The organism is Lactiplantibacillus plantarum (genome assembly GCF_014131735.1).
Lineage (GTDB): Bacteria > Bacillota > Bacilli > Lactobacillales > Lactobacillaceae > Lactiplantibacillus > Lactiplantibacillus plantarum.
Genome location: NZ_CP039121.1, coordinates 953,344 through 966,886, shown reverse-complemented (window position 1 = coordinate 966,886; position 13,543 = coordinate 953,344). Strand labels below are relative to the sequence as shown.

Here is a 13,543-nt window from a genome sequence, read left to right as displayed (position 1 = left end):
CCTACAGTTTCTAGGACACGCTTTTTACAATATCTTCTATTTATTGTGCAGCCACGTTAGCAACGACGCATTAGCCCAATTGCAATCCCGCGCTCGCTAACGCTTGGTCAACAACTTCCATGACCGCTTGGGAATGATCTAATTGCCGCTTAACGGTTACCATATCGTGATTAGCAATAAGACGTTCAAACGCCACAAACTCAGCATACATCCGATGCTCAGCTTGATTAAGCGCTAAATCAGTTGTCGTTACATCATGTGCAATTTCAGTGATACTTTCGACCGTATTAGTAGGACCGTTGACAATGATCGAACCAGTCGTCCCCTGAATCGTGGAACGTACCGGTGAAGTCGAATCCTTGGCACCGATACAAACGACTTTAACATTCGGATAGGTCAACACTAAGATGCCTGATGTATCAATATTTCGTTCAACATTAGCTAAATACTGCACGTGCGTTGGTGCGCCTAACAAGCCAACCACAAAATGAATATTATAAATATTCAAGTCCATCAGGGCGCCCCCACCAAGCTTAGGATTAAAAGCTGGTAAGATCGTTCCGGCTTTAAACTGATCATAACGTGATGAATACTGCGAATAGTTGCATTCGATAATTTTCAAGTCGCCCAACTTGGTCAAATCACGTTTGATTGCCTGATAGTTTTCCAAATACTGATTCGTAATTGCTTCGATTAACACTAAGTCTTGGCGACCTGCCAATTCGATTAGTTCCGTTAACTGGGATGCCACTAACGTAAACGGCTTCTCACAAATGACGTTCTTCCCCGCTTGCAATGCCCGCTTCGCATAGCCATAATGTAACGAATTCGGCAAAGCGACGTACACTGTATCAATTGTCGTATCGGCTAGCAAAGCTGCATAATCTGTGTAGACCGTTCCAATACGATACGTGGCTTGCAGCTCGCGTGCTCGCGCCACACTCCGCGGCGTTGACAGCAATCCCACCAATTCAATCGCGGGAATGCTCTTCACCATTGGCAAGAAGTCCTGAACAATCTTGCCTGTTCCTAAAATTCCTAATCGCATCATAATCCTCCTCATAATTTATATTAACGAATTAATACCGGCCAAATGCAACCAGCTAAGGCCCACTGAAAAAAGCTCAAGTTTACGTAAACATGCTTAGCCAGCGTCGGCTTGCGCCGACCGCCAACAATTGGCACCAACCTCCTAGGACGCGCACCGGTAGCCGAACAACAATCTAAAGCTGACACGTACCAATAGCTGGGCTAGTGCAACACGCAAGAAGCGCTAATGTCGGCATTGTTGAATACCAGTTTCTAACATTTTCACTTGCAACAACGTTTCCTCATCTTTGACTAACTTGGGTTGTCCATTGATGATGCTGTCGTAAACGCCGGCGTAAACCCGACTGTAGTCACCAACTTCCGAAACGACTGCCTCTTCGTGATACTGACCCGCATCGTCGATATAAGTTAACGTGCCATAGTTTTCAGGTTGATCAATGCCAAAGTCAGCGTGATTCGGCATGTAAAAATGTTTCAGATCGTATTCCTGACGATCCTTAGTCGCCTTTACGAACATGCCCTTTTTGCCATAAACCACGAAGCTCGGCCGTGATTTAATGCGGAAATAGCTAGATTTTACAGAGACTTTCAAGGCACCGTAATACAGATCGATATCAAAATAATCATTCATCCGGTCACTTCCCAATAGTTGCCGAACATCATAGTGCACGTCATCCGGCTCCCCGAAGTATGCAATCACTTGGTCTAAAGTATGGCAAGCATGACCATATAAATAACTCGTATCTAATGAAAAATGGTCAACATTGGTTGGAACCTCTGGCCGGAAATAATCAAAGTGCATTTCGACTTCCAGCAAGTCACCGAGGACGCCGCTTTCAATGACCTTTTGTGTCGTCAAATAGTCCGAATCAAAGCGCCGATTCTGGTAACACTGAATAAACAAATGCTTTTGCTTAGCCAATTCAAAAAGTTCGCGGGCTTCCGCTGATGTTTCCGTAAATGGTTTTTCCACCAAGACATTCTTACCATGGTTCAAGACATCCTTAGCTACCGAATAGTGCGTATGACTAGGTGTTGAAACAACTACGAGCTGAATATCAGGGTCCTCATAAATATCTGCTAACGTAGTCGTGTAATGCACGTCCGCAATTGGTTGCCAATTCTGACGTCCTGAACGTGAATAGATGGTCTTCACCTTAATTTGATCTTTGAGTTTCAGTGCAAATGGTAAGTGATAGCGGTTAGCACTCTTACCGTTGCCGATATAAGCAATTGTTAACATCGCGATGTCCTCCAGTTAAGTTGATAATTTCATTATACTGACTTAGAACGTCACGCCAAGCTAATGACATACCTTAGGTCAAAACGTTCAATAATTAACTTCTAATCGGTCTGTTTTTAAACATTAGGTCCAGCCCCAAATTAATCATTGCAGATAATACTTTTATTCATATGATTGCGTTAAAATTAAACTACTTTACAAAATCTAGGAGGAAATTTGGTTTGCAAACCGTTTTCTTAGTCTTATTACTCGTCGCGGCTGTCGTCGTTGCTAACGCCGTCTACGCACGTTTCAATCAAATTCCAGTCGCCTTTTTACAAATTGGGGCTGGGTTAATCTTGTCTCTGATTCCATTGTATCGAAATTTTGAATTGGAACCTGAAATTTTCCTATTCGTCATTATTTCGATTTTAATGTTTAACGATGGCCAAAACACCAACATTCGCAAGCTCAGTCACCAGTTTGGCACGACCCTTTCGCTTTCGGTAGTGTTAGCCATCGTGACCATCCTAATTGTTGGTACGGTCACTCACTTACTGATTCCCGAGTTTTCGCTGGCACTTGCTTTTGCCCTTGGCGCTATTATTACGCCAACCGATGCCGTCGCGGTCTCATCGATTACGACTAAAGTTGCGATTCCAGGTGAGGTCATGACGACCCTTGAAAATGAATCACTGTTCAATGACGCTTCCGGAATCGTGGCCTTTAACTTAGCGATTGCTGCGATCGTCACTGGTAAGTTTTCGGTCTGGCACGGAGTCACTAACTTTTTATATGTTTTTGCCGGTGGAATCTTCGTCGGCCTAATCATCGGTTATATCATTGTTGCTGTCAGGATCATGCTGATTCGCATGCGGGTCGATACACCTTCTGTGATCGTCCCCTACACATTACTGACACCGTTTGTCGTCTATTTCTTAGCTGAATCATTAGGCGTTTCCGGTATCTTGGCTGTTGTTGCCACCGGTCTCATTCATGGTGTCCAGTCCGATCAATTACGGTTGACCACTTCCCGGCTACAAATCGTGATGACAACGACTTGGTCAATCGTGGCTAGTATTTTGAACGGTATTGTCTTTGTGTTATTAGGTGTGTCGTTGCCAAGTGTCATCAACCACTTACAGCAACGTGATACTAGTTCAGTCGCGGTATTAGTCGGTCTGGGAATCTTGCTCTACCTAATCATGACGTTCGCCCGTTTTCTCTGGACGCGCTTCGACTTAGCCCGTATTCGCGCGTGGGATAATCATGAAAAGACCCGTAATGCATTCGTGATGGGTCTGAGCGGCGTTCACGGCACGATTACGCTGGCGATGGCCTTTTCATTACCACTAACACTCAATGGCAGTGCTTTTCCTTATCGCAACGATATTATTTTCGTTGCCGCAGTGGTCATTCTAACTAGTCTGCTGGTGCCAACACTTTTGTTACCGTTGACGTTGCCAAAACAAGTTGTTAAGGTCACTGAAGATGAATTGGCAACCGCCAAAGCTGACATGGTAACTCACGCTATTGATCTCATGCAAGCACGCCATGGTAATAATGCTGGCACTAGTAAAGTGATTGCGATTCTGTCCGGCCAACGAGTACTAGATGGTCGTCCTAAGCGCTCGCAACTGGCGAGCTTGTTCGACGCCACTTTCAAAGTTGAACAAACCACTATTGATGAAATGGTTGCCAACAATGAAATCACGCCCCATGCCGCCGAAAAGTACATGCGCGTCGCTAGTCAGACGCGTCTGCAGAATCAACAAACTTTCTTCGAACGCTTGAAATTATTTTTCCAGTTTACACTCAGCAAATGGTCGCTCAGCAAAAAAGCTCGTGCCCGACGTAAAATGTTCCGACAATACCGGCCCCGTGGTGGTCAGAGTCGAACTGAGCTCATGACTCGTAATCGGCAAATGTGGCAACAAATGCGACAGATCGAACAAAAGCCGTATGAGGCCGTGTTAGCTTATTTAGCCGACACGATTACTGCTGACAATCAGCAAGCTATCGGGATTGTTCGCCGCGCCTATGATGAACGTCATCGCCGCCTATCTGGTGAACGGGATTTCCAGGAAACTCAAAATGAGCTTCTAATTGAAGCATTCCAGTTGGAATATAACTTCATTCAGACCCAATTAGCCAATAAAACATTCAGCTCAGAACTTGGTAACCAACTCTATGAACAAATTTCAACTGATCAGTTAGTTTACTTGCAATCGATCAATACCGACTAAATTCGTTTAGTAATGTCAATAACGTGACCAACTGTCCACACCACTATTTGGGCATCGGGTCCGTTACACTAACGTTGTACCATTGGTCGAACTGCCAACTGAACGTCTCAACAAGCCCCCCAATCTTGTGACCATGGTAACCTAATGACGCCTGACAACTTGTCGGCGTCATTTTTTATGATATTTTTGAAACAAAACACTTGTCTTAGAGTGGCTCTAAGGTGCTAATCTATAAAAGTATTCATGAATGAGAAAGTGAGCGATAGATAATGGAAACACCGATTTTAGCACGCATTGATCAGCCGGCCGATCTGAAACAATTATCCTTGCCGGAATTAACACAACTCGCAAGCAAGTTACGTCACGTCCTACTCAATAAAGTTAGTCAAACTGGTGGTCACGTTGGCCCTAACTTGGGCGTAGTCGAATTAACCATTGCCTTTCACACCATTTTTAATTCACCAGTTGATAAGGTTGTATGGGATGTTTCACACCAATCCTACACACACAAGATTCTAACGGGCCGAAAGCAAGCTTGGCTTGACCTCGCTCATTATAATGATGTCAGCGGCTACACTGCCCCAGAAGAAAGCCCCCACGACTATTTCAATATTGGTCATACTTCAACCTCGATTGCCTTGGCAACTGGCATGGCTGTTGCTCGTGACCTTGAGGGCAAAACAGGCAATGTCATGGCAGTGATTGGTGACGGCTCATTATCCGGTGGTTTAGCATTGGAAGGTCTAAACATCGCGGCCACCTTAAAGTCTAACCTCATTATTCTGGTTAACGATAATGGCATGGCAATTGCAGAAGACCATGGTGGCATTTACCAAAATCTCCGTGAACTCCGCGAAACTAACGGCACGAGTTCCCATAACTTGTTCAAAGATTTTGGCCTCGATTATCGCTACGTTGATGATGGTAACGACCTTGAGACCATGCTAACGACTTTTAAGGAAATTAAGGATGTTGACCACCCAATCGTGTTGCACGTCCATACCGAAAAGGGTCACGGCTATCAACCCGCGATCACTAATAAAGAAGCTTTCCACTGGCACGTGCCGTTTGACCTAGCGACCGGTCAGACGTTGCATCCCAACACCAAGGAAACGTATACGGATGTCATTCATGCCACGTTAGCCGATGAGTTAGCAGCCAAGACGCCTATCACGGCAATTACGGCGGCTGTTCCAGGAACTTATGACCTCAAACGCTTTGCTCGCCAATATCCAGACCGGTACTTTGACGTCGGCATTGCCGAACAAGAATCGATTACATTTGCTGCCGGACAGGCCCAACAAGGCTTACGGCCAATCGTCTTCCATTCTGGTACCTTCTTGCAACGGGCCTATGATCAACTATCCCATGATCTTGGCATCAATAAATTGCCCGTTACGATCATGGTTGCCGGTGGCCGCATTAACGCAGGCGATCCAACTCATCAAGGTATCTTTGACGTTGCCATGCTCAGTAATATTCCTAACTTAACTTACTTAGCGCCAACGACCAAGGAAGAACTTCAAGCCATGATGCACTGGGCTCTCCATCAAAATAACGGTCCGGTTGCCATCCGGGTACCAAGTAATGACGTCCAGTCAGTACCTCTAGCGCCTGATTTTGACGCAACTAAGATGCACACATTACACGCTGGTCAGCAAGTTGCTTTACTCGGTGTAGGCAGTCTCCTGCCTTTAGCAACAGCCGTGCAACAACAATTAGCTGAGCAACACATTGACGCGACGCTCATTGATCCCCGGGACATTTCTGACCCCGATACGACGACTTTGGCCAACTTAAAGGCCGACCATCAGTTAGTTGTCACGGTTGAGGAAGCCAGTCTCAGCGGTGGTTTTGGTGAAAAAGTCAGTCGCTACTATGGCAACAGCGCTATGCACGTTCTGAACTTTGGTGCTGCCAAACGCTTTAATGACCGTGAAACAACTAATGAACTGCGACATGAATTTAAGCTGACCCCTGACCAAATTGTCACGGCAATTACTGATCAACTAGCAGAATAATCATCAGGCCAGCGACTCAACTTTCGTTTACCCATCAAAAGTCTAACCAGCATGTTGTCGAACTCAACACGCTGGCTAGACTTTTTATATTTAACTGACAATAACCCAATCTCAGTTTAACGATTGGGAAAACAGGACGGCGGCTACTGTGCCAATTTGGGGCAAAAATCAGCAATTAGCAAACAGAACGCCGGCTAATAAGTCGCCATTCGCAATTATTTATATTAACGCCCAATACCTGGCGCCTTGGTCGGCCACAAAATATTATTAATATTTTATTGTTCAGAAAAGACTTTCAGCAAGCTGCTGTCCTTATAGCTCCAAATCTCATTAATATAATTATTTAGTCAATCCAACGCTAGTTAAACAATTGACAGTCCCATCAGAGTTGTTTACAGTAAAACCAATCTCAAACCTAATATTGGAGGCCTTTATTATGGCAAGTCACCAAGCCTTACTGATTATTGATTATACGAATGATTTTGTGGCTGACGGCGGGGCACTCACTTGTGGGCAACCTGGCCAAGCGCTCGCACCAACGATCGTCAAACTCGCCAACCAAATGGCTACGGCAAGCGACTGGGTCTTACTGCCAACCGATGTCCATACCCCGCATGATCCTTACCATCCCGAAAGCAAGTTGTTTCCACCTCATAATGTTCGGGGTACCTGGGGTCGTGAACTCTATGGGCCACTCAAAGATTGGTACGCTGATCATCAAGCCGCCGATAATGTTTGGGCATTCGACAAGACGCGTTACAGTTCATTTGCGGGTACTGATTTGGATTTACGTCTGCGAGAACGCCATGTTGACACCCTGCACTTAGTCGGTGTTTGTACCGACATTTGTGTCCTTCACACGGCTGTTGACGCCTATAATTTGGGTTACCAACTCGTCATTCATCAGGATGCCGTTGCTAGTTTTGACGCCGCTGGTCACGAATGGGCGTTGCGTCACTTCAAAAACAGCTTAGGTGCAACCATCGTTTAAAAAATGCGCAATAAAAATCACTCATTCAATACGAATGAGTGATTTTTTAGGATTACTAAATTAATTCAAGGTTGGCTCAACCCATTTTTGCAACATCAAGGTATTTAACACACCTTCAACTAAGATAACTGCCAACATGACGAGACTACCGACCCATAAAGAATCGATTTGTCCCTGGTTGACTAGCTGACTGGAGAGAAAGCTGACCATGCTAATCAACAAATTAGCTAAGCGGAAAGCTACGTAAATGACCACCACCGTGATAATCACATTGACGAACCGTTGCCGAAATCGTGGTAAAAAGCCCTTGGTCGCATTCGTAACAAAATGGCAAAGCGTTATCGTGCTCCAAATCAGAATCGTCACAAGAACCAAGACTAGCAACGTTCCGAGTGCGAACTGCACGGCACTACCCGCATCAAACTGGCTAAAGAACAGCGACGCTGATGTTAAGCCTCCCATCAGTTCATTCCAACCAATCCACAGAGTTAAGCAGAATAAAATCACTTGGACCAACCAAACATAAACAATATCAACCAACGAAACGACTAAATTAATCGTATAGCGTCGCCAATCGCTAATTGGCAATAACCAGAACGTCCCCGCCCGGAAGAATTTTTCATTTGAAACTGCCAATAAGATAAACCCAACGATTAAAGGTAACGCCATCCAAGCACATAAATTATAGAATAATGTGGCAGCTGTGAAGTTTCCTTTGATGGCAGTCCACAAACTAGTGACAATCACCGCCAAAGCTTCGATACCAATCAATAAACTCATTTGCTTAAAGCGTGGCCAACTGAGGGCCTTAAATAGTGACCAACTACTTGTCATCCGTCACACCTCCCATATATAAGCTCTCATAATAATCTTCAAGTTCCATGCCATGTTCGTCGCGAATCTCATCTGCACCCTGATGAACAACAATTGTTTGGTCCTTAACGACCACGATTTCATCAAGAATCGGCGCGATTTCAGTGACATAATGATCACTAATCAATAATGTCGCTTCGGCAGGCGTCCACTTGATAATACTGTTAATAATTTTTTTGCGGCTCATACTGTCGATCCCACTAAACGGTTCATCTAATAAGTACAAAGCCACTTTGCGACTCAGGGTCAGCGCAATGATTAATTTCTCGCGGGTCCCCTTAGACAACTCACCCAATTTTTGTTGTTGGTTGAGTTCCAGAAAGTCAACCAGCTCTTGATAGCGTTTGGCGTCAAAATCAGGATAAACAAGTTGATAAAATTGCGCGATTTGTTGTAATTTCATACCGGCACTAAAACCAGTCAAATGATCCGTGAAACTTACCTGCTGCTTACGGGCTACGGCAGTTGTCGCGCCATTGATCACAATACTGCCCTGACCCTTGGCACTACCCGTAATTAGTCGCATCAAGGTCGTTTTTCCCGCCCCATTTTCACCTAATAAACCGACAATCTTGCTGGGCGCCAGGGTTAATTGAACATTTTGTAAAATCATTCGTTGATTATGTTTATAACGTAAATCCTTAATCGTCAATGCTGTCATGATTGTGCTCCTCTCGTTGGGCAATGTATTGTTGCAGACTCGCCACGATTTCGGCGTCACTTAAATTTAGTGCGTGCAATTGGTCGTACGCTAATGCTAATTGCTCGTTCACCAGTGTAGTCCTCAATTGCATAATATGCGCCTGATCTTCCGTTACGAAATTCCCCTTACCTCGTTGGGACGTCAGAGTGCCTTCCGTAATCATCTCACTGAGTGCCCGCTGAACTGTATTAACATTAACCGTCAAGTCCAACGCAAGCTGCCGGACTGCGGGCAACTTTGCCCCTGGTGGTAACGTTCCGTCAATCATTTTATGATAAATATACTGTTTGATTTGATAATAAATCGGAACCTTGTCATCAAATTTCAATTTAACGGCCTCCTTGGTGTCCTATTTTCCTATTACAATATAACACAGCTGATACCAAAAGTACAATAATGACCTACTGTTACTTGTGATAGCGGTTACATTTGTAACTTGAATCTCAATTTAGGAGCGCTATACTTAAATTAGGACGCGGACTAAGTTCGCCACATCACAGGAGAGGGATGGTAGCATGTTAAAAAACGAAAACGCCATTGCGCTAATTCGCGCCATCGATGTCGCTTATAGTGACCCCGAAGTACGCGCAATTCCCGAATTACAACAAGCCTTAGCTAAGGCCGCACAAGACTTAGACTGTGTTGCGGACCACCATCAAGTCGCTAGCCGCCTAAACCAGTTGCTAACTACTTGGGGGGCTCGTCATTCACAAGGCCCCGCCGTACTTGACCAGTTATACCTGATCACACTCAAAGATGGCGTCGATGTACCTTGCCAGGTCCCATACCGGGCATAATTATCTTAATATCACAAAAGCTCCCAGATCGAATCAATTTGGGAGCTTTTGTGATATTAAGAGGCCGTTTGTTTGATTCCTGTTTGTCAGCAATGATCATCCGATTCCGACCTCCGGGGCTGGGTGACAATTGCTGGAACGTAAGCCGACGTCGATTTGAGCCCGTGCACAACCCGCCCGGTCTCAAATACGAGTCTTATTCTAAGCCGAAAGCACCCCACTTCCGACTAAGAATAATTTGGCTACTGAGCATTGTCACCCAGCGCCTCCAGTCGGTAAGCCGCTCGAATGGCAGATGAACGGCCACTGAACTCGGTACAATTTGTCGTTGGCTATTTTGGCAAAGGAACCTCCAACGAAAATTTAAGGTTACAGTAACCGCTTTGTCTAGACGGTCAATTATTACTATGTTGATTGAGAAAATTACCGTTTATGAAAAGCAACGACAAATCCAGCAAAAGTTGGGTATATCCCTGTCCGCCATTCGAATACTCTCCCGACTGGAAGGCGTTTCTGACAATGCCCAGTGGTGAAATTTCACTTAGCAAGCGTCCTGTGCTTGGTTAGTGAAAGGCTAGTATTTGAGACGTGGTTTTTCGGCTCAAATCTGTGCCCGCCACGTTCCGGCAATTGGCAGAAATGCCTGGAAGTCGGCGTAGGACGAACTAACTAAGCAAGGTTACGCTAACTCGCACTTCTTCCAGTGGTCCATAGCTGGCTGCTTTTGTCCTTGAAAGTTAGCATCCTAATATCACGATTCATGACAAATCAGTGCTAATTCAAGCAAGCTAACATTACTGCACGTATTGTTCCAAGAATGCGGCGACGTGACGCTTGTAACGTTGGTAATTCTGAGTAATGGCCGTGGTGTGGCCGGCTCCCTTCACCAACCATAAAGACTTGGGTTGGTGAGCATTGCGGTACAGCGTCTTGCCCATGCTAGTCGGGACAAAATCATCCCGGGTGCCGCTGATAATCATGATAGGCAAGTGGTTTTTACGAATCTGAGCGACTGCATCCGCCTCTTTGAAGCTATAACCAGCACGTAATTTAGTAATGAGACTGGTTACGTTGACTAACGGAAACGCGGGTAAATGATAGAGTTGCCCCGCTTGATAACTAATAATCGCATCAGCACTCGTAAACGGACTATCGACGACGTACGCTTTGATCTGTGGCAACTGCCGTTCACCACTGGCCATCGTCATCCCGGCTGCACCCATACTGATACCGCTCATCACGATTTGAGTTGTGGCCGTTTTATGTACGACGGTTTTGGCCCACTGCAAGTCGTCGCGGCGCTCCAGCCAGCCGTAGCCGACCGCTTTTCCCTGGCTCGCACCACTTGCTCGGGAATCAGGAACCAGCACGTTGTAGCCGAGTTCATGATACATCCCCGCCCACGCACCCATCAAACCCTTATTCCCAGCAAATCCGTGTGCCAAAACAACAGTCCTCTTAGAATTTTTAACTGGAATATACCAAGCAACCAACCGTAAATGATCCGATGACTCAATAGTCCAAGTTTGCTTACGCGCATGTAAATACCAATACTTTTGGTGATAAACCGAACTTTTTTTCGATAGCTTTGTACTCTGCGTAACAAATGACTTATCACCACGGGCAATTGCCACGTGGTAAAAATAACTGCCAGCACCAATCACAGCTCCCGCTACCAGAACAACGAGTACCCCCAGTGTGATCCACCATTTCTTCATTAAAATTCACTCCTTGATGAGACAAAAATCTGTTTTGAGCGGGAAAATTTCGCCACTACTTCATAATAACCGTTATAATTAAAGATAACTAGACCAGATTGAGGAGGCTTCTTTTTATGCACTATTCCAAAACGTGGGATTTGGACAGTATCTTTGCTGGTGGCATTGATTCCCCAGCACTAACTGCAAAAATGTCCACGATTAAACAGCAGTTGACCACGACAGCAGACACCTTAGTTCACTGGCGTGCTGCCGCTGACACACCAGACGCCGACTGGTTTACCCAACTCGTCAACAGTCTGCAAGCCATTCAAGCCGGTATTGACCAAGCTACCGTTTTCGTGGTTGCTTATCAATCCGCACATGCGGACGACACCAAAGCCGCCCCACTACTGAACCAAATTTATCAACTTGATAATCAGTTAAACAATTTATTAACCCGCTTCAAGAAGCAGCTCGTTAAGTTAGATCAAGCCACCTTTGACACGCTCGTGCAACAACCGGCACTACAAGCCATCGCCTTTAACTTAACCGAAATGCGTCAGCAAGGCTTAGCGCTCCTAGATGACGACACTGAAGCCCTAATCAATGACTTAGCACTCGACGGTTTTCAGGGTTGGAGTGACCACTACGACACGTTAGTTAGCCAAATTCAAGTGCCCTATACCGATGAAAACGGAATAACCCAGCAACTATCCGCGGGTCAAGCTCAAAACATGTTAGCAGCCGCCATGCCGAACGCCCAACGCGCCGAATTAATGCGCAACTGGGAGCACGCTTGGCAAACTCACGCCGCTCCCTTTGCTGATACGTTGAACCACTTGGCGGGCTTCCGACTTGCCAATTATCGTGCGCATGGTACGACGAACTTCCTACAGAAACCACTAGAACTCAACCGCATGAGTCAAGCGACACTAGACACAATGTACCAAGTTGTCGCTGACAGCAAGGACATTTTACTAAGTTACCTGAAGCGTAAGGCCCAGTTACTCGGTAAAGATCAACTAGATTGGCAAGATATTAAAGCCCCACTAACCTTGGGACAACTTCCTAACCAAACTTACGATCAAGCTGCCGATTTTGTCATTAACAACTTTCGCCAATTTAGTCCAAAGATGGGCGCTTTAGCCCAACACGCCCTTGAACATCGTTGGGTCGAAGCTGAGAATCGCCCTAATAAGCGGCCTGGTGGCTATATGGAAAATCTACCAGAGACCCACGAATCCCGAATTTTCATGACGTTTACGGGTTCACCTAATGACACAGCCACCCTCGCCCACGAATTAGGGCACGCCTTTCATGGCAGCGTCATTCAAGATCTGCCACTTTGGCGTCAAGATTACGCGATGAACGTGGCCGAAACCGCCTCAACATTCGCCGAACTGATTGTCGCTGACGCCAGTGTCAAAGCGGCCGATGATGCCAAAACCAAATTAACTTTATTGGATGCTAAAATGCAAAATCCGTTAGCCATGTTTCTGGATATTCGAGCTCGCTTCCTGTTTGAGACGCGCTTCTATACCGCCCGTCAGCACGGGATCGTCACTCCTGATACTTTGTCAGACTTGATGCTAACCGCCCAAAAAGACGCCTATGGTAATGCCTTAAATACTTACCACCCGATGTTTTGGGCTAGCAAGTTGCACTTTTACATTGACGACGTCCCGTTTTATAACTTTCCATACACATTTGGCTACCTTTTCAGTCTCGGTATCTATGCTCAAGCTAAAACACAATCGGACTTTGAAGACCGCTACATTGCCCTATTGCGAGACACCGCCAACATGTCGACCGAAGCCCTAGCTGCCAAACACCTCGGTGTTGATCTGACCAAACCGGCCTTCTGGCAAGCTGGTGTGGCTTTGATCAAGCGGGACATCGATGAATTCATGGCGTTATCCGCACCGTTAATCTAAGGAATG

General features: G+C 45.7%; 11 protein-coding genes. 5 read left to right on the top strand and 6 right to left on the bottom strand.

Going from position 1 to position 13,543, the window contains the following annotated elements; translation table 11 throughout:
* Window positions 1-70 precede the first annotated feature (70 nt).
* The gene (locus tag E5260_RS04305; RefSeq protein WP_024971624.1) at window positions 71-1,048 is read right to left on the bottom strand and encodes a Gfo/Idh/MocA family protein; all 978 of its coding nucleotides are present in this window, start codon (window positions 1,046-1,048) and stop codon (window positions 71-73) included.
* A 225-nt stretch (window positions 1,049-1,273) separates the two neighbouring features.
* Window positions 1,274-2,293 carry a Gfo/Idh/MocA family oxidoreductase gene (locus E5260_RS04300; protein ID WP_003642679.1) on the bottom strand — a complete coding sequence of 340 codons (1,020 nt, stop codon included), beginning with the start codon at window positions 2,291-2,293 and terminating at the stop codon, window positions 1,274-1,276.
* 221 nt (window positions 2,294-2,514) lie between these two features.
* On the opposite strand from E5260_RS04300, the gene E5260_RS04295 reads away from it, so the two are divergent.
* From E5260_RS04295 to E5260_RS04285, 3 genes are all read left to right on the top strand, one after another.
* The gene (locus E5260_RS04295) at window positions 2,515-4,518 is read left to right on the top strand and encodes a Na+/H+ antiporter (RefSeq protein ID WP_025015667.1); all 2,004 of its coding nucleotides are present in this window, start codon (window positions 2,515-2,517) and stop codon (window positions 4,516-4,518) included.
* A 269-nt stretch (window positions 4,519-4,787) separates the two neighbouring features.
* The gene (locus E5260_RS04290) at window positions 4,788-6,539 is read left to right on the top strand and encodes a 1-deoxy-D-xylulose-5-phosphate synthase (protein WP_003642676.1); all 1,752 of its coding nucleotides are present in this window, start codon (window positions 4,788-4,790) and stop codon (window positions 6,537-6,539) included.
* 436 nt (window positions 6,540-6,975) lie between these two features.
* On the top strand, window positions 6,976-7,530 hold the full coding sequence (locus E5260_RS04285) for a cysteine hydrolase family protein (RefSeq protein ID WP_003642674.1): 555 nt from the start codon (window positions 6,976-6,978) through the stop codon (window positions 7,528-7,530).
* 60 nt (window positions 7,531-7,590) lie between these two features.
* Here E5260_RS04285 and E5260_RS04280 read toward each other — a convergent pair whose 3' ends face one another.
* The 3 genes from E5260_RS04280 to E5260_RS04270 are packed head-to-tail and all read right to left on the bottom strand — an operon-like array spanning window position 7,591 to window position 9,434.
* On the bottom strand, window positions 7,591-8,364 hold the full coding sequence (locus E5260_RS04280; protein ID WP_003642673.1) for an ABC transporter permease: 774 nt from the start codon (window positions 8,362-8,364) through the stop codon (window positions 7,591-7,593).
* Window positions 8,354-9,064 carry an ATP-binding cassette domain-containing protein gene (locus E5260_RS04275; RefSeq protein WP_003642672.1) on the bottom strand — a complete coding sequence of 237 codons (711 nt, stop codon included), beginning with the start codon at window positions 9,062-9,064 and terminating at the stop codon, window positions 8,354-8,356. The genes E5260_RS04280 and E5260_RS04275 overlap by 11 nt, the downstream gene beginning before the upstream one ends.
* A complete protein-coding gene (locus tag E5260_RS04270) occupies window positions 9,045-9,434 on the bottom strand; it encodes a GntR family transcriptional regulator (RefSeq protein WP_003642671.1) in 390 nt (129 codons plus the stop codon). The genes E5260_RS04275 and E5260_RS04270 overlap by 20 nt, the downstream gene beginning before the upstream one ends.
* A gap of 187 nt (window positions 9,435-9,621) precedes the next feature.
* Between E5260_RS04270 and E5260_RS04265 the strand changes: the two genes are divergently transcribed.
* A complete protein-coding gene (locus E5260_RS04265) occupies window positions 9,622-9,903 on the top strand; it encodes a bacteriocin immunity protein (protein WP_003642670.1) in 282 nt (93 codons plus the stop codon).
* Window positions 9,904-10,697: 794 nt separating this feature from the next.
* On the opposite strand, the gene E5260_RS04260 is transcribed toward E5260_RS04265, so the two are convergent.
* Window positions 10,698-11,621: an alpha/beta hydrolase gene (locus E5260_RS04260; RefSeq protein WP_003642667.1), complete on the bottom strand. Its 924-nt coding sequence runs from the start codon at window positions 11,619-11,621 to the stop codon at window positions 10,698-10,700.
* A 116-nt stretch (window positions 11,622-11,737) separates the two neighbouring features.
* Here E5260_RS04260 and E5260_RS04255 point away from each other — a divergent pair, with 116 nt between their 5' ends.
* On the top strand, window positions 11,738-13,537 hold the full coding sequence (locus tag E5260_RS04255) for a M3 family oligoendopeptidase (RefSeq protein ID WP_003642666.1): 1,800 nt from the start codon (window positions 11,738-11,740) through the stop codon (window positions 13,535-13,537).
* The last annotated feature ends 6 nt before the right edge of the window (window positions 13,538-13,543 follow it).

Excerpts from the sequence above, each read along its gene's own strand:
- E5260_RS04305 (WP_024971624.1), bottom strand. The coding sequence starts at position 1,048 with ATGCGATTAGGAATTTTAGGAACAGGCAAGATTGTTCAGGACTTCTTG.
- E5260_RS04300 (WP_003642679.1), bottom strand. The coding sequence starts at position 2,293 with ATGTTAACAATTGCTTATATCGGCAACGGTAAGAGTGCTAACCGCTAT.
- E5260_RS04290 (WP_003642676.1), top strand. The coding sequence starts at position 4,788 with ATGGAAACACCGATTTTAGCACGCATTGATCAGCCGGCCGATCTGAAA.
- E5260_RS04285 (WP_003642674.1), top strand. The coding sequence starts at position 6,976 with ATGGCAAGTCACCAAGCCTTACTGATTATTGATTATACGAATGATTTT.
- E5260_RS04280 (WP_003642673.1), bottom strand. The coding sequence starts at position 8,364 with ATGACAAGTAGTTGGTCACTATTTAAGGCCCTCAGTTGGCCACGCTTT.
- E5260_RS04275 (WP_003642672.1), bottom strand. The coding sequence starts at position 9,064 with ATGACAGCATTGACGATTAAGGATTTACGTTATAAACATAATCAACGA.
- E5260_RS04265 (WP_003642670.1), top strand. The coding sequence starts at position 9,622 with ATGTTAAAAAACGAAAACGCCATTGCGCTAATTCGCGCCATCGATGTC.
- E5260_RS04260 (WP_003642667.1), bottom strand. The coding sequence starts at position 11,621 with ATGAAGAAATGGTGGATCACACTGGGGGTACTCGTTGTTCTGGTAGCG.
- E5260_RS04255 (WP_003642666.1), top strand. The coding sequence starts at position 11,738 with ATGCACTATTCCAAAACGTGGGATTTGGACAGTATCTTTGCTGGTGGC.